The sequence below is a fragment of the Aliinostoc maniaoense genome (assembly GCF_058172895.1).
In genome coordinates this window covers 4820859-4838838 of the sequence record NZ_CP187952.1, presented here as the reverse complement: position 1 = coordinate 4838838, position 17980 = coordinate 4820859, and the positions used below count along the sequence as shown (strand labels likewise).

The 17980-nt window shown below is 39.1% G+C and carries 15 protein-coding genes; 6 read left to right on the top strand and 9 right to left on the bottom strand.

Translation table 11 applies throughout. The features are described 5' to 3' along the window. Positions 1-133: 133 nt before the first annotated feature. Positions 134-904 (top strand): MBL fold metallo-hydrolase, encoded by a 771-nt coding sequence (locus ACPZ3T_RS20940; RefSeq protein WP_490277304.1) that lies wholly within the window; start codon positions 134-136, stop codon positions 902-904. Here the strand turns inward: ACPZ3T_RS20940 and ACPZ3T_RS20935 are convergent. Beyond that, positions 844-3087, bottom strand: coding sequence for a CHASE2 domain-containing protein (locus tag ACPZ3T_RS20935; RefSeq protein WP_490271384.1), 2244 nt, complete (start codon positions 3085-3087; stop codon positions 844-846). The two genes, ACPZ3T_RS20940 and ACPZ3T_RS20935, sit on opposite strands and share 61 nt — an antisense overlap. A gap of 3 nt (positions 3088-3090) precedes the next feature. Further along, positions 3091-3864, bottom strand: a complete 774-nt coding sequence (locus ACPZ3T_RS20930; protein WP_490271383.1) for a DUF928 domain-containing protein — start codon at positions 3862-3864, stop codon at positions 3091-3093. 201 nt (positions 3865-4065) lie between these two features. On the opposite strand from ACPZ3T_RS20930, the gene ACPZ3T_RS20925 reads away from it, so the two are divergent. Together ACPZ3T_RS20925 and ACPZ3T_RS20920 are read left to right on the top strand one after the other, a co-directional pair. After that, the gene (locus ACPZ3T_RS20925; RefSeq protein ID WP_490271382.1) at positions 4066-4530 is read left to right on the top strand and encodes a CYTH domain-containing protein; all 465 of its coding nucleotides are present in this window, start codon (positions 4066-4068) and stop codon (positions 4528-4530) included. A gap of 349 nt (positions 4531-4879) precedes the next feature. After that, on the top strand, positions 4880-6361 hold the full coding sequence (locus ACPZ3T_RS20920; RefSeq protein WP_490271381.1) for an ABC transporter ATP-binding protein: 1482 nt from the start codon (positions 4880-4882) through the stop codon (positions 6359-6361). A gap of 335 nt (positions 6362-6696) precedes the next feature. Here the strand turns inward: ACPZ3T_RS20920 and ACPZ3T_RS20915 are convergent, their stop codons facing one another. The 5 genes from ACPZ3T_RS20915 to alaS all read right to left on the bottom strand — a co-directional run bounded on the left by ACPZ3T_RS20915 (position 6697) and on the right by alaS (position 12102). Next, positions 6697-7623 (bottom strand): type II restriction endonuclease, encoded by a 927-nt coding sequence (locus ACPZ3T_RS20915; RefSeq protein ID WP_490271380.1) that lies wholly within the window; start codon positions 7621-7623, stop codon positions 6697-6699. 18 nt (positions 7624-7641) lie between these two features. Then, positions 7642-8583 (bottom strand): DNA adenine methylase, encoded by a 942-nt coding sequence (locus ACPZ3T_RS20910; RefSeq protein WP_490271379.1) that lies wholly within the window; start codon positions 8581-8583, stop codon positions 7642-7644. A 184-nt stretch (positions 8584-8767) separates the two neighbouring features. Continuing rightward, positions 8768-9016 (bottom strand): type II toxin-antitoxin system Phd/YefM family antitoxin, encoded by a 249-nt coding sequence (locus tag ACPZ3T_RS20905; protein WP_490271378.1) that lies wholly within the window; start codon positions 9014-9016, stop codon positions 8768-8770. Between the two features lie 122 nt (positions 9017-9138). Then, positions 9139-9420 carry a hypothetical protein gene (locus ACPZ3T_RS20900; protein WP_236140991.1) on the bottom strand — a complete coding sequence of 94 codons (282 nt, stop codon included), beginning with the start codon at positions 9418-9420 and terminating at the stop codon, positions 9139-9141. A 39-nt stretch (positions 9421-9459) separates the two neighbouring features. Next, positions 9460-12102: an alanine--tRNA ligase gene (gene alaS, locus ACPZ3T_RS20895; protein WP_490271377.1), complete on the bottom strand. Its 2643-nt coding sequence runs from the start codon at positions 12100-12102 to the stop codon at positions 9460-9462. Between the two features lie 1296 nt (positions 12103-13398). Here alaS and ACPZ3T_RS20890 point away from each other — a divergent pair. Both ACPZ3T_RS20890 and ACPZ3T_RS20885 read left to right on the top strand, forming a co-directional pair. Continuing rightward, entirely contained in the window at positions 13399-14412 is a 1014-nt protein-coding gene (locus tag ACPZ3T_RS20890) for a GGDEF domain-containing protein (RefSeq protein ID WP_490271376.1), read from the top strand. Positions 14413-14491: 79 nt separating this feature from the next. After that, a complete protein-coding gene (locus tag ACPZ3T_RS20885; protein WP_490271375.1) occupies positions 14492-14845 on the top strand; it encodes a hypothetical protein in 354 nt (117 codons plus the stop codon). 4 nt (positions 14846-14849) lie between these two features. Here the strand turns inward: ACPZ3T_RS20885 and ACPZ3T_RS20880 are convergent, their stop codons facing one another. Then, entirely contained in the window at positions 14850-15524 is a 675-nt protein-coding gene (locus tag ACPZ3T_RS20880) for a M41 family metallopeptidase (RefSeq protein ID WP_490271374.1), read from the bottom strand. A 149-nt stretch (positions 15525-15673) separates the two neighbouring features. Here ACPZ3T_RS20880 and ACPZ3T_RS20875 point away from each other — a divergent pair, with 149 nt between their 5' ends. Next, positions 15674-16879, top strand: coding sequence for a DUF4336 domain-containing protein (locus tag ACPZ3T_RS20875; protein WP_490271373.1), 1206 nt, complete (start codon positions 15674-15676; stop codon positions 16877-16879). Between the two features lie 125 nt (positions 16880-17004). On the opposite strand, the gene ACPZ3T_RS20870 is transcribed toward ACPZ3T_RS20875, so the two are convergent. Next, complete coding sequence (locus ACPZ3T_RS20870) at positions 17005-17901, bottom strand: alpha/beta fold hydrolase (RefSeq protein ID WP_490271372.1); 897 nt, start codon at positions 17899-17901, stop codon at positions 17005-17007. Between the last annotated feature and the right edge of the window lie 79 nt (positions 17902-17980).

The following is a 17980-nucleotide window of genomic DNA, read 5'->3' as shown; positions in this document are numbered from 1 at the left end:
TTGTTCTCCACCATCCCACACCTCCCACACCTTTGTGAGAATGCCCAATTCCCAATTCCCAATGCCCAATTCCCAATGCCCCATGCCCAGTGATGTCACAATGAAAGTAAGTATATTACTTTAATGTGTGACTATGTATTTAACTTGGTTAGATAGCAATAGTTGGTTGCTGGAAATTGGTCAACAACGAATATTAATAGATCCTTGGTTGGTTGGTGCATTAACGTTTGCTAACTCAGACTGGTTTTTTAAAGGTTTTCGTCATCAAGAGCGTTCTATCCCAGAGAATATTGATTTGATTTTGCTATCTCAAGGTTTGGAAGATCATGCTCATCCACCGACACTAAAACAACTTGACAGGAATATTCCGGTGGTGGCTTCTCCTAATGGGGCGAAGGTGGTGCAGGAGTTGGGTTATACGGCTGTGACAGCTTTGCAGCATGGGGAAGCTTACAAGTTAAATAATCAAGTGGAAATTAAGGCTGTTCCTGGTTCTCAGATTGGGCCGACATTGATAGAGAATGGTTATGTTCTCAAGGAGTTGGCAACGGATTTACAGCTATATTATGAGCCTCATGGCTCTCATTCTCCACAGTTGAAACAGTTTGCACCGATAGATGTAGTAATTACGCCTCTGATTAATTTAAGTGTGCCGATTTTGGGGCCGATTATTAGAGGTCAAAAGCAGGCTTTAGAGGTGGCAGAATGGTTAAAACCCCAAGTGATGTTGCCGACAGCAGCCGGAGGTGATGTGATGTATGAGGGTTTGCTGGCGAAGTTTCTTAAGGCTGAAGGGAATACGGATGAATTACGATCGCAGTTAGCAAAACGTCAGCTTGCAACTCAGATTATCGAACCACAACCAGGTGATCGCATCGAGTTATCATTGTATGCGACTCGCTGAAAAATAGCGATCGCTTGGGGAGGAATATTGGTAAATCGAATTAGAAAATGCTCCTCATCGGTTTGCTGGATGACTTTGGCATAAATATCTATGTCTGGTGCATCCAGTAACCTGAGTTTAAGATTATTCAAGGGTGCTAGGGAATGTGCAGATTTAAGATCAGCTCGTTTTTGTGACAGGCTGATCAATTCTCCCGCAAATAATACTCCTGTGGCTTGTTTACCTTGCAATACAGTGTATTCTATGGCAATTGGAGATACTAAACTTACCATCACATCATCGTCTTGTGGTAATGATAAATTATATTTCCCACCAATCCCGGCGATATCATATATTGTGATTGGTTCTTTAATTCCCTTGGGTTCTATTTGCAATTGTGCCGTAATTTTCAGGTCAGTTTTGGCATTTTGGTAAGTATATTCTGAAATTAAAATTTGTCCTCCTACAGTATAAGTTTCTATCCTGGCAGCTAAATTCACATGACTACCAATCACTGTGTATTGAGCGCGTTTTTGTGAACCAATATTCCCGGCGACAACTTCACCTGTATTCATACCAATACCCATTTCTAGAGTTGGGAGGTTGAGTTTTTGATTTTGTGTGTTTACCTGTGCCATAGCTAATTGCATAGCAATAGCACAGGCGATCGCTCTTTCGGCATCATCTGGACGACTAATGGGCGCGCCAAACATTACAAAGATACCATCCCCAATAAACTCGTTAATTGTGCCTTGATATTGATTAATTACCTCTGTCATTGCACCGAGATAAAGATTGAGAATTTTTACTACTTTTTCCGGGGGTAATTGTTCAGAAATTGCGGAGAATCCCCGTAAATCAGAAAATAGTAATGTGACTTGACGACGTTCACCACCTATGTTTAAACCTGTGGGAGTTTCTAATAAATTGGCGACGACTTCATCAGTGAGATAACGTCCTAGGGTTTTTCGCATTTCCCCAGCAGTTTGGGCGATGTATTGAGTAACTGCGATCGCGGAACCTCCCAAGGCTAAAAGTGCAGGAACAACAGGCAGCCACCAACCCCAAATAAATCCTCCAAAACTAGCACCAAGTAAAACTCCACCTGCAAAAATTACATTTGCAGCTAAGAGGGTTTTTTGATTGGTGTAATGGCGTTGTTGCCAACATAAACTAGCACCAATAATCGCAGATACTAAAATTATTAATAATTCTACACTTTCAGGTAAAGTCTTAATTAATGAACGCTCATCTAAAGCTGTACTCAAAATTTGACTAACTAAATTAGCGTGAATTGTTACCCCAGCCATCCGTTGTGGTGTGGCGAATACTTTACTACTATAAGGGGTGTAAAATAAATCTTTTAAACTCTCAGCCGTTGCCCCAATTAATACTACCTTATCCCGCATCAAGTCTGGGGGTATTTGGTTTTTTTGAACTTCAGAAAGAGAGATAGTAGTAAATTGCTGCTGTATTTGCCCCCGGTAGTTTAACAATATTTGATAGCTGCCATCATTAGCACGGATATAACCGCCATCATTAGCTGTAAAAAATGGAAATATACCTTTACCTAACTGTAGATAATCGGGATTATTTGCGGCTGGTTTTTCAGTAATGCCTAGTGGTTTTAAATATAATAATGCTAATTTTAAAGCAAAGCTTGGTAAAACATCTTCCTCATTTAAATTGACATATAATAAACCCCGGCGGATTTTACCATCTCCATCTAAAGGTAAGTCATTTGCACCAACTTGATCCCGTTGTTTGAGGGCTGGGGATGGATTGACAGGCGCACTATCAAAACTATCAGAAGTTTTCTGCACACCAATTAAATTTGGTGTATTACTAAATAATTTTACTAGGGTTTCATGACCAGGATTTACAGGTAAATCACGATAAATATCTAAACCAATTGCCCTTGGTTTTTGTTGTTTAATAGTTTCTAATACATTAGCTAATGCACCATCAGACATAGGCCATTTTACTTGTTGACGCACATCTGCTTCGTTAATTTCTACGATGACAATGCGTGTGTCTGGTGGTTCTGGTTGACGCAGAAGAAAAAATTGGTCTAAGGTAGCTAATTCTAATGGCTGTAACAGTCCTGTGAAGCGTAATATAATCACCAATATGGTAATTTTAGGCACAGCAAAAACTACAGCGCGCCATTGCCAAATTCCCCGTCTTAACTTGTTACCCAGCATAATTTATTTGGCGGCAGAATTTTCAGCTTGACAACAATCTAACAACGGTTGAGAGGCGATCGCATTTAGTCCTACTGATGTTAATAAATGTCGCCAATTTAACAAATAGCGGAGATTTCTAGGTTCAGTGTAGCGTAATTGAGCGATCGCTGTTAATGCCTCATGCCAAATTCCCGCCTCTGCATAGATATAGGGCAATTTTCTAGCATCTGCCTTAGCTAACTTCTCAGATAATGATGATTCTGGTTGAATCCGTTCCACCCAACCTTCAACCCTAGGGTTTATACTGAAATCTTCCGCATCACACACTAGAGTTAGATACCAGTGGTAAGTCTGGCCAATTTTTAATGGCGGCGCACTTGTAGCCAAAGTATGACTGACAATTCCTGGTTTATTGGGTAGGGTGAAAGTTGTTTCATAAAATATATTTTGGTTTGCGTTCAACAGCACAAACCTCGCTGTTTTCACCGAAGTTTGCGGTACATACCAAAAAAATTGCGGTCGTTCTGCAACAGTCAAACCCAATTTATTCAATGGTATCAGGGGAGTAATCATTTTTTTCCCACTGATGCAAACAGAACCACGGGTAGAACCACCCGCACTTACAGGGGGATTTCCCCGCTTTGGTGGTTTAAATGTCTGACTAATTAACTGATTTTGTTGTCTAGTTTCAGAATGCAACTGTATATTTTGTGTTGCTAAAGTAATAGTAGGGAAGCAGTAGAAATACAAAGGCAACCCACAGGCGACAATAGATAAATGTAGGGAAAATTTCATACAATTCATGATTGATGTAGAAATACTTGGCTCAATAGAGATACTCACCCGACTACATCAATTGTTCCCAAAATCAACCTGAGATTTTGCTCATCAACCCAAATAGTTTTACCTTGTTAATGAATTGGTATCATGTAAAAATGCGATGAATCGCGTCTTAAAACAGCAATCATTCACAACTGGAGTTTAGACTAGTAATTTATGCCAACAGAAATTGAACGGAAATTTTTAGTCAAGGAAGATAGTTGGAGACAATTAGCCGAAGGTAGTTTATATCGTCAAGGATATATTTCTAGTCAAAATGCTACTGTACGTGTTCGTATTGTTGGCAACCAAGGTTATCTGACAATTAAAGGCCCTACTGTCAACTATTCTCGCTCTGAATTTGAATATTTAATTCCTTTAGCAGATGCTCAAGAAATGTTAGATACATTATGTGTGCGTCCTTTAATTGAAAAAACTAGATATAAAATCAATATCGGTGATTTAGTTTGGGAAGTAGACGAATTTGCCGGAGCTAATCAAGGGTTAATATTAGCAGAAGTTGAATTGACCGATGAAGCTCAACAAATTGAATTACCAAATTGGATTGGTGAAGAAGTTTCTGGAAATCCTAAATATTACAACAGCTATTTAGTAAAACATCCTTTTTGTGAATGGAAATGATTGCTAATTCGTAATCTAAATTAAGTGTGCCACGGATATGCAAACATTGCAGAATCCGAGCAAATGATACAAGTAGAATAGGGTAAATAATTCAAGGTTTGTAGTGAGAACTTTAGTTCTCTCTACGTTCTCTACGTTCGCGGAGCGTCCCGCAGGGAACAAATAAGGACTAAAGTCCTTACTACGAACTCAATCTTCTTCTTTTTACATTATTTAACATAGTTTGGTTTTTTCAACTCGTTATACTTGTAGCCGTAACGCACCCATATCATACGGTACGTTACGCTACCATTTAAGAGTTAATTTATAAATTATTTTTGAGCCTAAAAGTTCTGAAGTTTCTCATAAAATGTCTTTACGATTAGAAAACATTACTAAAAGATTTGGCTCAGTTCTTGCTAACGACAACATTAGCTTGAGTGTTGATACTGGTCAGATTCATGCAATTTTGGGTGAAAATGGCGCAGGCAAGACTACTTTAATGAATATTATTAGTGGTTTATATCAACCTGATGCTGGTGAAATTTATCTCAACAATCAACTAGTGAAGATAAATTCACCTAATGCAGCTATTAAATTGGGTATTGGCATGATTCACCAGCATTTTATGCTAGTTCCCCAGTTAACTGTCACAGAAAATATTATTTTAGGTAGAGAAAAAACATTACATTTAAATCTGCGACAAAAACAAAAAGAAATTGCTGCTTTATCCCAAACTTACAGATTAGAAATTGAACCTACTGCTAAAGTTGAAAGCTTACCCGTAGGTATACAGCAACGGGTAGAAATTCTGAAAGTGCTTTATCGCCAAGCTAAACTATTAATTCTCGACGAACCAACGGCAGTTTTAACACCGCCAGAGGTGGAATCATTAATTATCATTCTGCGTCAATTGGCGGCGGCTGGAAACACGATTATTTTTATCAGTCACAAGTTAGAAGAGGTGATAAATCTCTGTGATACAGTCACGGTGTTACGTCGGGGAGAAGTCGTAGCCAATATGGCAACTCAAGGAGTTACACCCCAACAACTAGCACAATTAATGGTGGGTAGTGAAGTGACACTGCAAGTTGATAAATCACCAGCGTCACCAGGAAAAGTTGTATTGTCAGTGGAGAATTTACACGTTGCTGATGATAGAGGTGTGACTGTTGTACGTGGTGTCTCTTTTCAATTACGGGCTGGGGAAATTTTGGGTATTGCTGGGGTTGATGGCAATGGGCAGCGAGAATTAGCCGATGCTATTACAGGTTTGCGGCGGATTAAACAGGGGAAAATCACTACAGAAAAAGTTATCGCTTACATACCAGAAGATAGACAAAAAATGGGTTTGGTGTTGCAATTTAGTATTGCCCAAAACTTGATTTTAAAGATGTTTAAAAATTCGCCTTTTTGTCGTTATTTCTTATTACAGTCAAGAGTGATTAAAAATCATGCCCAAGTTGCTATGCAAGAGTATGATATTCGGGCGACTGGGGAAAATATTCAAGTAAGTCAGCTATCAGGGGGAAATCAACAAAAGGTTGTGTTAGCAAGAGAACTGGCGGGAGAACCGGATTTAATTGTGGCGATGCAGCCGACAAGGGGGTTAGATGTGGGGGCGATAGGTGCAGTACATTCACGCTTGTTACTAGAACGCGTAGGCACAGCCCGCCGCAGGCATCGCGGTGCAGCAATCGTGTATATTTCTACTGAATTAGAAGCAGTGATGGCAATGAGCGATCGCATTGCGGTAATGTACAAGGGCGAGTTTGTGGCGATTTTAGATGCAGAAAGGGCTACGGTTGAGGAGATTGGGTTTTTCATGGGCGGGGGAAGGGTTAATTCGTAATTTTGGCGTTGCTGATTGGAAATATGAATTTACCTCACGCATTCGCCGCAAGGCGTTCTCGTAGGTAGGCGCAAAGACGCAAAGGTACAAAGAAAAAGAAAGATAATTTTAGGTTTTCATTCTTTGATTCAGCAACGCCATAATTTTGGCTGTGTTGGATAAGAGAAATGTTTGCCAAAACTAATAAGTAGAACGACTTGAAAAAACCAAACTATGTAAAGTCATGTAAAAAAAATGAATTTAGTTCGTAGTAAGGACTTTAGTCCTTAAGAGAGGACTAAAGTCCTCACTACGAACCTTTAATTATTTACACCGTTCTACTTAAAAGAACAAAATTATAGGTTTTGTATGATGATTTCTTCTAATAATCCGCTAGCTACCATCTTGAGGTTAAAAATATAATCAATATGCCGGAATGTTTCTTCTAACGGACGTAGAGTAGTCATCCATCCCAAACCATCCGTTACCCAAATAAATTTGTGACCTTGTTGAGATAAGAAGTCAAAAAGATTTTTATATTCTCCTGCTGTAGATTTGAGTTTAGATCCTCCACCACCATAAAAATTAGTTTCTAGTAAGTAAAGATTATTTTGATGTTTAATGGCAAAGTCAAAGCGACGGCTAGATTTATCTACATTAACAGTAATATTCCACTGAGAATATATTTTTTGAGATGTCGCTTGTGAAATGAATGCAAAATTTTTGCGATCGCAGATTGTGCTAATTAGATTTTCTAGTATGTTTTCCATAGTGCTACCGCCACGATTTTTTCTGCCATTAGTATCTAATCCAACTTCTATGCCTAAAACGTAATCTGGTACACTTTTGATAGTTTTATTACGGAAAAGTTCTAAAACACCTGTATTTTTTGTAAACTCTACAATATCATCAATATCTGCTTGAGTAAGTAAACTATTATGTTTAAATTCAAAAAATTTATATTGAAATTCACCTTGAGTATAATCAGTTAATATTTGAAAACTTTTAGTTCGGCAAGCAATTAAAATAGGAATAGTATTTATAATCTCAGGGTAATTTTCAAGTAAATTACCAAATTCCTCTTCTATATTATCTTTTCCAACTAAGTAATTTAAAATATTGAGATGCACTTCTACATATTTCAAATTATTTAATACTTTCTGCCAATCGACAAAATATTCCCAGACGGTAATAGAATCTGTCAATGTAGTTTTAAAATACTGAAATACTTCATTCTCATTAGTGCAATTCAAATAGTTATCAAATATCTGATGAAATTTCATATTAGCTTTTTTCCCCGTTTAGTAATTCATAATTAATAGTTCATTGATTGCCTTTCTTTTCAAAGCATTGCTATTGATGTTACGCTTGGCTTTTACTTTCTCGATACGATAGCCAGCATAGGCTTTTTCAAAAAAATCATCAGTTGCATCTTCATTGGTGGGGTCGGAATTACTTAATAATAATAATGCTCCTTTTTTATCTAATTCCTTAAATAAATCTCGTAATCTTAATTGTTCCTCATCATTAAATGATTGTTTTGCATAAGCTGTAAAAGAAGATGTCTGGCTGATGGGTTTATATGGAGGATCAAAATATATAAAAGTTTGATGATCTACAAATTTTTTACAGTCGCTAAAATCACCATGATAAATCTGCGTTCTTTGTAAAATCTGGGCAACAAGTCTTAAATTCGCTTCATCACATATTAATGGCTTTTTATATCTACCTATTGGAACGTTAAAATCTCCTTTGGAATTGACACGAAAGAGTCCGTTGTAACAAGTTTTATTCAGAAAAATAGTTTGAGATGTTCTTTGCAACCAATCAAAAGTATATTCATTTAAATCGCCTGATTTTTTATGATGATTAAATTCTTCTCTAATCTGATAAAAATAGTTATTTCTCCCTAATTCATCAAGAGATAAAAATTTACTTTCCATCTCTGATAAAATAGCAATCAAATCATCTACGTTATTTTGAATAGTCTTATAAGCAATAACTAGTTCTTTGTTGATATCAGCAATAAATAATTCTGGTATTTGATATTTATGGGCTATATACAAAAAAACTGCGCCGCCACCAATAAAAGGTTCTATATACCTTTTGATTTGCCCAGACTGTAATTCTTTGGGGAAGAAACGGCTCATTTGCTCAAGTAGCTGCCCTTTTCCTCCTGCCCATTTGAGAAAAGGCTTCGGAAATATTGATGATAATGGAGGTGTCGCTATTTTTGAACCCATGTACTTGACCTAAACCAACATATCAAACACCTTACTATAGTACATTTGCACCTAAAAGCGGTGAAGATATGGAAATGACTATGTACAAGGATGAGTTTGTGCGGAAGGTTAACTGATTTTGGCTGTGTGGGATGATGGTGTGATTTAATCACGCAGAGGCGCAGAGGCGCAGAGAGAGAAATTTTTATCTATCCTTAAATGCGCTTAAAATATCTTCTGGTAAAGAAGCGTCAAAATCATCAGCTACTATAAATTCTCCTGCACATAAACCAAATGGTCGCTTTTGTTTTTGTGTATGTTGAATTGGTTTCAGTTCAGCAATTGCTTGATCTGCTTGGACAATTACAAAGCTTTCACCTGCTGCAACTTGATTCAAATATTTCAAGGGATCTTGTTGAATATCATCAACTGTAATTCTCTGGGTTTGAGCCATACATCAACCTTGTATTTAAAGATTTTAGGGCAGGAAAGATACCTACCCTACGAGAAATTAAGTCAAAGTAGAATTTAAAGTTGTTCTTTCACCTCCGCAGATTTTTGCGATCGCCTGTACAATCAATTTGTGCCGTTACCTCCACTTTGTCTTAATAGATATTGCCAAATTCGTTCATTTTCAATTTGTGACTGTCTGAGAGCTTGCTGATGTAATCGTGCTATGTCAAGAAGTTGGTTGACTGTACGCTCTAATCTGGCTGCTGTTTGGCTGTTGGCGCGTGTTTCTCGTCTCACTCCTTCTAAAATTGTCCGGTTGAGGTCTATTTCATCTCCCAAAGCTTCTAATCTTGTGTCAATATCATCTAATCGAGCGTTTAAATCTTCTGGTTGTGCGTTAGTCACGTTGCTTTACTCCGAATTGAGAAAGATTGTTACAAGAAGTTAAGCTAAAGCGGAATTTAAATCAGTCTGTGCTTGTTCTAAGGCGGTTGGTAATTTACTTGCGTCGCGTCCGCCGGCTTGGGCGAGGTTTGGTCTTCCACCGCCGCCACCACCGCAGATTTTCGCTATAGCACCGACAAATTTACCCGCCTGTAAGCCTTTCTTGTTCACTTCGGGGCTAAAGGCTGCAACTAAGCTGACTTTCCCTGCTTCGGGAACAGAACCCAATACCACTGCACCGTTACCGATTTTTTGTAGTAAGCGTTCGGCGGCGGTTTTCAATGATTCGGGGTCAACGCCTTCTAACTCGGCGACGATAATTTTATGTCCGCCTAGAGTTGTTGCGGTTTGTAACAAGCTCTCGGATTTAGCGATCGCTAATTGACCTTTGAGCGTTTCTAGTTGTTTTTCAGCGTTTCTTAGTTCGCTTTGCAGGGTGGTGATTCTGTCTGGTAGTTCTTCGGGTTTGACTTTAAAGCGATCGCTTAAATCTTTAACTACTTTATCCCGTATATTTAAGTAATCTAAGATAGCAGGGCCGGATACCGCTTCAATTCGCCGCACTCCAGAAGCCACGCCAGCTTCAGTAATAATCTTAAATACGCCAATCTCCGCAGTATTACTTACGTGTGTACCTCCGCATAATTCCATAGATACACCAGGAAAATCTATAACACGGACTTCATCACCGTATTTTTCCCCAAACATGGCGACAGCACCCCTAGCTTTCGCCTCGGCTAAGGGTAATACTTCGACTTTGGCGGAGTGGGCTTCGGCTATCCAGGTGTTAATCTGTTCTTCCACTTGTTGAACTTCTTCTGGCGTTAAAGCGCGGGGACAGTTAAAGTCAAAGCGCAATCTGTCGAAGGATACCAAAGAACCGGCTTGAGATATGCCCTCATCCACGATTTTCTTTAACGCCGCTTGTAGTAAATGAGTTGCTGTATGGTTGGCTTGGGCGCAACGACGACAAGCCCTATCAATTTGGGCGGTGACAGTATCACCTACGCGCAGTGTTCCGCGTTCGATGCGTCCGAAGTGGACGAAGAAATCGGATTCTTTTTTCACGTCTTCCACGCGTACAACTACGCCATCACCGGAAATATAACCGCGATCGCCGATTTGTCCCCCCGATTCCGCATAGAATGGGGTTTGGTTGAGAACAATCTGCACGTCTGTTCCGGCTTCGGCTTCCTCTTGGGAAACACCAGCCACTAATAAAACTTCGACTTTCGCTGTTGCTGCTGGTTGGGTATAACCTAAAAATTCGGTGGCGTGGATATGTTCCGCGAGTTTGTCGAGAGAACCTTGTACTGTTAAGTCGATAGTTTCGTGGGCGGCTTTGGCGCGTTCGACTTGCTTTTGCATCTCGACATTAAAGCCGTCTTCATCAACAGTTAAGTTGTTTTCCTCGGCGATTTCTTGGGTGAGTTCTAAGGGGAAGCCGTAGGTATCGTAAAGTGTAAACGCACTTTCACCAGTAATAGAGGTTTTTCCTTGCTTTTTCACCTCGGCGATGATTTCTGCAAGCAGTTTCTCGCCTCTATCTAAAGTTTTGAGGAAATTCGCTTCTTCTCTTTGCAATTCGGCTTTAATTGCGGCTTCTCTTTGGCGCACATTGGGGTATGCTGATTCCGAAAGTGCGATCGCAGTTTCTGCAACTTGGTTAATAAATTCGCCAGTAATCCCAATTAATCGCCCATGACGCACCACCCGCCGAATTAATCGCCGCAATATGTAACCCCTCCCCACGTTGGAGGCGCGGATTTCGTCTGCAATCATGTGAACCACGGAACGGACGTGATCCCCGATGACTTTTAACGAAACTTTGGTGTTCTCGTCGCTGTTGTGGTAATTGATATCGGCGATTTTAGCGGCTGTCTCGATAATCGGGAAAATTAAGTCTGTTTCATAATTATTCGGCACTTGTTGGAGGATTTGCGCCATTCTCTCCAAACCCATACCTGTATCAATGTTTTTATTTTGCAGGGGTGTTAAGTTATCTTCTGCATCCCGGTTGTATTGCATGAATACCAAGTTATAAAACTCGATGAACCGGGTGTCATCTTCTAAATCTATATTGTCATCGCCCCGTTCTGGGTGAAAGTCGTAATATATTTCGGAACAAGGGCCACAGGGGCCAGTGGGGCCAGATACCCAGAAGTTATCATCTTTACCCATGCGTTTAATTCTGGCTTCTGCTACGCCGATTTGATCCCGCCAGATAGCAAAGGCTTCGTCATCTTCTTCATAGACGCTGACAACTAAGCGTTCCTTGGGTAAGCCAAACACCTCCGTAGAGATTTCCCATCCCCACGCGATCGCTTGTTCTTTAAAATAGTCACCAAAACTAAAATTACCCAGCATCTCAAAAAATGTGTGATGCCGTTTAGTGCGTCCGACATTTTCAATATCATTGGTGCGGATGCACTTTTGGGAAGTTGTCGCCCGGTTAAATTCTGGTGTGCGCTGTCCCAAGAATATCGGTTTAAATGGTAGCATCCCCGCGATCGTCAGCAGCACAGTCGGATCTTCCGGCACGAGGGACGCACTAGGCAACATTTGGTGTCCCCTTTGGGCATAGAAGTTAAGGAATTTAGCGCGGATTTCGTTACCGCCGATGAACTGGGGGTTTGAAGACATGGGAAGAAATGACAAACTAATTTTATTTAACAGTGTTGGGTGATCAGTGAAAAGCAAGAATCGTTATTTACACCCCACTGTACTAAAGACTAGATGGTAGACCTAGTATTTATACTCAGTCTGGGTTAAATGCCACGGCTAACAGTCGTCAGCACTCTATATATTTTTGCATTTTGTTTCCCTTCACTGCCATCAATTTGCAGTTCTTCAGCACTTCTATATTTGTCATCTGTCCTAAATAAGAGCGTGGCAAGTCAGGAGTAGGAACTACAGTATATTGCTTTGTCATTTTTGGTTATGGGGTTTTCTTGCTAATGATGCTCTTGAAATAGATATCAGGCGCAACACATAATTTTGAAATCCCCATTTCTTGATTTATCTAAATTCCTCGTTTTTAAGTTGGCAGTAAAGACTCAAGTCCTGATTTCCACTCTGTTAGTTAATATCCCAAATTAAATGTTTTTATTGGAACTATGGTTTTATAGCTATATGGCTATATTAAATTTCTGACTTAAGTAAATTAACTGGTATTTATTTTGATTGTAAATTTTTAATTTGCAGCTTTTATCATATATGAACAATTAAACAAAAGTCCCTAGACATCCAAAGTCTTTTTTGGCTGTTTCAACAACTCCCGTGCCTGATTACGTAAGTAATTTCAATCATCAAATCGGATTTTTTTAGATAATTTCTTCAATCTGCTTCTTATTTGGGCATATTCACTACTTCCATGACTATTTTCCAATGAAGTTTATAAAATTTTTATGTTTTTAATTTGTATAGAAAATTACAAATATTTTAAGTGATTTTGGGTAAATTTTTTCCTAAAAGCCTTTAATTAAGTAATATCATTTAGCAACTATCAGTATAAAAAACATTATTTTTTTGGTTTTTTCATTATTTGTACGGATGTTACATAATTCAGATTATTATGATATTAAAATAAGCAAAATCTTAGTTTTTTTCAATTGCAAGAATATCTTTATCAGTAGTTTATACTCATTTGAATTATTATCGACTGATAAATACATAATGAATATTATTCATCCGTATAATATTCAGTGTTTATACTGTTTTCTAAAAATAAACTCAGTATTTTCCAAAAAATAAGTGAAAACAATTCATTATTTCTAGATTTCTGTAAATGTATTAAGAGGACATTAAATTTTCAGGAATTTGTTTATTTGGAGGTAAAAATGTATAGATATATACATAGATTTTGGAGAATTATAAATCTATAAGTTACAGGGAAAAGAAACTTGAGTATTACTACAAATAAAGGCAAACATCACAGAAATGAAAACCAGTATTCTGGTCTTTGGAAGTCATAATTTTCTTGCCACACTTCCTGATCAGATTCATGATGCCCACACTTTTAATTTAAAAGTGATTAGTGATTTCAATCAGGCAGTGTCACACATACAAATTGTGCAGCCCGATGTCATATTTGTGCAGGCAAGTTGGAAGGGTAGCATCAATATTTGCAGCTGGTTAAAAGAACAAAACCAGCTATCGTGGATACATTGTATTTTCATAGAGGATCGCCAAGAGCAGCTAGTTGAGAAAAGTCAACGCAGTTGCGAATGGGAGTTTGAAATGACTGCTAATGCACTAAATCAAGGTGCAGATGCCTATATTTGGTTATTAACTGAACAGAAAACCGATCGCCTCACAACTGCAACTAAAAATTTAATCCTAAGTCAATTAACAGTTGGTGTGCGAAAAGTCCAAAAGTACCGGGATTTAATGAATACAAATGATATCTTATCAGCGATCGCTCTAGCAGATTCACTCACAGATTTAAACAATCGTCGCGCCCTAGAATGGGATTTACCACGACAAATCAACAAAGCCCGCACTCAAGATATTCCCTTGAGCTTAATTATTATAGATGTAGACTTCTTTAAAAAAGTTAACGATCAACATGGGCATTTAGTTGGCGATCGCCTTTTACAATTGTTGTGCAATCGTCTACGTCACAATCTACGTAGTCAAGACACAGCATTCCGTTACGGTGGTGAAGAATTTGTAGTACTTTTACCCCATACTAACGAAGAAGAAGCCCTAACAGTAGCCGAACGTCTCAATCGGATAGTCAGAGAACAACCATTTGCAATCAACAGTAAATTACATCTGCATATCAGCATCAGTTTAGGTGTAGCTTGTTTACAACCCAATGATGATGACAAAGGAATGTACTTGTTACACCGTGCTGATCAGTGTCTCTTAGCCGCTAAAGCCGCCGGGCGAAACCAAGTCATTGGCTGGGAACAATACTCCCTAGTCTCCAACCTGGAAGCAGTTTCTTGAAATACAAATATAGGGGTATGGGGGAAATATGAAATAAGATAAAATCTGGTCTGTACTTAATAAAGCCCCCGACCTTACTATGGTGAACATCAAACTAGTTCTGAATAAGATAGTTTTTCCAAAAATCAACCCTAAAATGTTGGTTTTTATAAAAAAAATATCTATAGTGGTTATGACTCTAGCAATTATTTTACAATTATGGAACGCTTATATATTAATAAACAACAAGCAAATCTTAAATAATTTAAATATAATTTTTTGGATAGGGCGAACTGCTATCACAATCCATTTTTTAGAAGCAGTAATAGCAACTATTTACGCCCCTACGAAAAACAGGATACCACTACAATATGGTATTTATACTTTTTTCGTAGGCACAATTGGTTTGTTAGAACTATTTAATCAAGAAGACATAGCGAATAGTGAACAGTGAATAGTTAAGAATTAGCGATCGCATTTTGGCAATCTGCAACAGTACCCCGTTGTGCCATGACTTGAACTAAAGCTTGATAACTAGACCAATTTTCTTCTAAGAGAGTTTTGGCTTGTAGGGCGTGAAATCTTTGTTTTTGCTGATAGGCTGACTGAGAGAAACCTAAAGTCTTCAAAACACTAGCTAATTTACTTTGATCATCTCCACCGCCTTCAGCCTGTTGAAACACTATACTTTCTGCTGCAATACCCGCCATCCAAACAGTACAGTAACGATCTAGCATTTGTTGGCTGATTTTACCTTGCTGCAACTGCAAAGCTAATTCTTGGTCATCAAAAGTCACACCACCTTGGCCAGATTGTCCTTGTTTCCAGGCTTCCCAAGCAGTGAGGGTATAACCTGTGACGGGGATTCCTAACAGATGGGCGACAAGGAAATGGCCAGCTTCATGGTGAATAATGCGATCGCGGTGTTGTGGAGAAAATCCCGCAATCCAATCTAAAATAATCGTCCCCCCCTTACCTTGTAAACTGAAACTATCAACGGTGGCTATACCTAAAATAGTGAAAGTGGCGATCGCTGGAATCGTAGGGGATAAGTTAATTAACGGCCCCAACAATGCCGATAGTGTCATCAGAAAAACAGATATGGCAACTAGATTTAGGGCGGTTTGGTTCATAATTCGTAATGGGCTAACGCCCCGCTCCGCTAACGTAATTCGTAATTCGTAATTAAACTTTATTTTAATTATTTTGTGCTTAATCTTCCTTAATTATATTGATCAATGCTCAATGCTAGAAATGGAATAAGGAGCATGAACATAGTTTAATGATGATGAGATCACGGGTAGAGTCGCCGGGTGAGAATCCTAGAGATTGGTTTTGGCCGTTCTGGCTAGCTTTACCACTGTACCCATATCACAAACGGCGGACGCTGTGCCGAGAAGTTGTAAAAGATACTATTTGGACATTTGATCAACTCCACGGCATTCTCTATACCATAGTCCCCATTCGTATGACTGTGATTAAGCTAGATGCAGGTGGCTTGTTGGTTTACGCGCCAGTGGCGGCAACTCCAGAGTGTGTCAGACTCGTGAGAGATTTGGTAGCCCAGCATGGAGAAGTTAAGTATATTATTCTCCCAACTAGTTCCGGTTTAGAACATAAAGTATTTGTTGGGCCATTTGCCAGATGCTTTCCTCAAGCCCAGGTGTTCATTGCCCCTCACCAGTGGAGTTTCCCCTGGAAAATGCCCTTGAGTTGGTTAGGATTTCCCCACAAGCGCACCCAGATACTACCAGAAGATAGTACTCAAGCTCCCTTTGCTGATGAGTTAGACTATCGAATTTTAGATATTAATTTAGGCAAGGGTTCATTTGTAGAAGTGGCAATGTTCCATAAGCGATCGCGTACTCTCCTTGTCACCGATACAGTATTATCCATACCAGAAGATCCACCCGCCATCAGCCAATTAGATCCTTACCCCTTACTATTCCACGCCAGAGAACACCCACATCAAAAAATTGTAGATAACCCCACCAACCGCCGCCAAGGATGGCAACGCATTTGTTTATTTGCTATTTACTTTCGTCCTGGTACACTGCAAATCACAGGACTAAGGCAGATGCTAAGAGATGCCATTCAAGCCCCAGATCATTCACCCAAAGCCTACTGGGGTTTATTTCCATTTCGTTGGCAAGACAATTGGCAGTATTCATTTACCGCCCTCCGAGGTCATGGTAGACCATTAGTAGCCCCGATTTTACAAACGCTGATTCTTCCCCAAGCACCAACCGAGGTAATTAATTGGGCGAACCAAGTCGCAAAGTGGGATTTTCAGCAAATTATTGCCTGTCATTTTGATGCACCATTTGCAGCCAGCCCCAATCAATTCCGGCAAGCATTCACCTTTCTAGAGACAAACCCTTCCCAACTCACTCACCAACATTTATTAGAAACAGATATGCAATTCATCAAACAATTAGAAACCAATTTAGTCAAGCAAGGTATCGCCACACCACCTAAAAATCTGTAATTTGGGAATTGGGCATTGGGCATAAACAAGTCAAAATTCCAACAGCAAAAGTTCTTTAATTTTGAATTTTGAATTTTGAATTTTGAATTTTGAATTAGTTTGCCCCCTGCCCTAATACTCCTCAATCACCCATCAACACTAGCAAAATTCAGGATATTTTCAGCAGTAAGTTGAGGCTGTTCTAAATGGGGAACATGACCACAATTAGCAATCCAAACTAATTGACTGTGAGGAATAGCACGTTTAAATCTTTTGCCATCTTCTGTTCCTAAAATCTTGTCAGCATCACCCCATAAAATTAAAGTTGGTTGTTGAATTTCTCCTAACTTCTTAAATCGAAAAGCACTGTAACCACCGCTTTTAGTAAAAGCAATTAAAGCTGGCGACCAATTGGGCATTTCTAGATGTAATGCGGCACAATATAAAGCATCCACCGAGGCGAAAGTGGTATCTTTATAAGCAGCACGAGCAACGCGATCGCGCACTTTCAAACTCCGCAAGAAATTCGTAGCCCAAGCATCTAAAGGCGGAAACATCAATTTAGTTAACGGTGAACCTCCTCTCAATCCAGCACTATCAATTAACACTAATTTCTTAACTGCATCTGGGTAGGTTAAAGTGAAATCAATCGCCGCCGCTCCTCCCATTGATGCACCGACTAAAATCACAGGTTGCTGAATTAAGGTTTTCCAAAAATAATATAAATGGGTTTTAATTGCCCCAGGGTTAAATCCTAGCCCTGAGACTCTTTCTGTAAAACCAAACCCCAATAAATCCACCGCCCAAGTTTCATTTTCTTGCCCTAGCAATGGCAAAAGCCGCCGAAATTCTAAAACAGAACTATCAAAGCCATGAATTAATAATATTGGTGTGCCTCCATGACCTTGACGTACATAGCTCGTAGTGATAGGTAAGTTAGTTAACGGAGTAGCGATCGCTTCAGTTTGAATATTCTCAGCCAGAGCGATCGAAGTAGATTCTGTCAGTTGCTTAACGGTAGGTGGTAAAAAACTAGGAAACATGAGCAATCAATTTTAGATTTTAGATTTTAGATTTTAGATTTTAAATTTTAGATTCAATCCAAAATTCAAAATCTAAAAT

What these genes read in the sequence shown, in the direction of transcription:
- ACPZ3T_RS20940 (WP_490277304.1), top strand. Translation starts at nt 134, where the DNA reads ATGTATTTAACTTGGTTAGATAGCAATAGTTGGTTGCTGGAAATTGGT.
- ACPZ3T_RS20935 (WP_490271384.1), bottom strand. Translation starts at nt 3,087, where the DNA reads ATGCTGGGTAACAAGTTAAGACGGGGAATTTGGCAATGGCGCGCTGTA.
- ACPZ3T_RS20930 (WP_490271383.1), bottom strand. Translation starts at nt 3,864, where the DNA reads ATGAAATTTTCCCTACATTTATCTATTGTCGCCTGTGGGTTGCCTTTG.
- ACPZ3T_RS20925 (WP_490271382.1), top strand. Translation starts at nt 4,066, where the DNA reads ATGCCAACAGAAATTGAACGGAAATTTTTAGTCAAGGAAGATAGTTGG.
- ACPZ3T_RS20920 (WP_490271381.1), top strand. Translation starts at nt 4,880, where the DNA reads ATGTCTTTACGATTAGAAAACATTACTAAAAGATTTGGCTCAGTTCTT.
- ACPZ3T_RS20915 (WP_490271380.1), bottom strand. Translation starts at nt 7,623, where the DNA reads ATGAAATTTCATCAGATATTTGATAACTATTTGAATTGCACTAATGAG.
- ACPZ3T_RS20910 (WP_490271379.1), bottom strand. Translation starts at nt 8,583, where the DNA reads ATGGGTTCAAAAATAGCGACACCTCCATTATCATCAATATTTCCGAAG.
- ACPZ3T_RS20905 (WP_490271378.1), bottom strand. Translation starts at nt 9,016, where the DNA reads ATGGCTCAAACCCAGAGAATTACAGTTGATGATATTCAACAAGATCCC.
- alaS (WP_490271377.1), bottom strand. Translation starts at nt 12,102, where the DNA reads ATGTCTTCAAACCCCCAGTTCATCGGCGGTAACGAAATCCGCGCTAAA.
- ACPZ3T_RS20890 (WP_490271376.1), top strand. Translation starts at nt 13,399, where the DNA reads ATGAAAACCAGTATTCTGGTCTTTGGAAGTCATAATTTTCTTGCCACA.
- ACPZ3T_RS20885 (WP_490271375.1), top strand. Translation starts at nt 14,492, where the DNA reads ATGGTGAACATCAAACTAGTTCTGAATAAGATAGTTTTTCCAAAAATC.
- ACPZ3T_RS20880 (WP_490271374.1), bottom strand. Translation starts at nt 15,524, where the DNA reads ATGAACCAAACCGCCCTAAATCTAGTTGCCATATCTGTTTTTCTGATG.
- ACPZ3T_RS20875 (WP_490271373.1), top strand. Translation starts at nt 15,674, where the DNA reads ATGATGATGAGATCACGGGTAGAGTCGCCGGGTGAGAATCCTAGAGAT.
- ACPZ3T_RS20870 (WP_490271372.1), bottom strand. Translation starts at nt 17,901, where the DNA reads ATGTTTCCTAGTTTTTTACCACCTACCGTTAAGCAACTGACAGAATCT.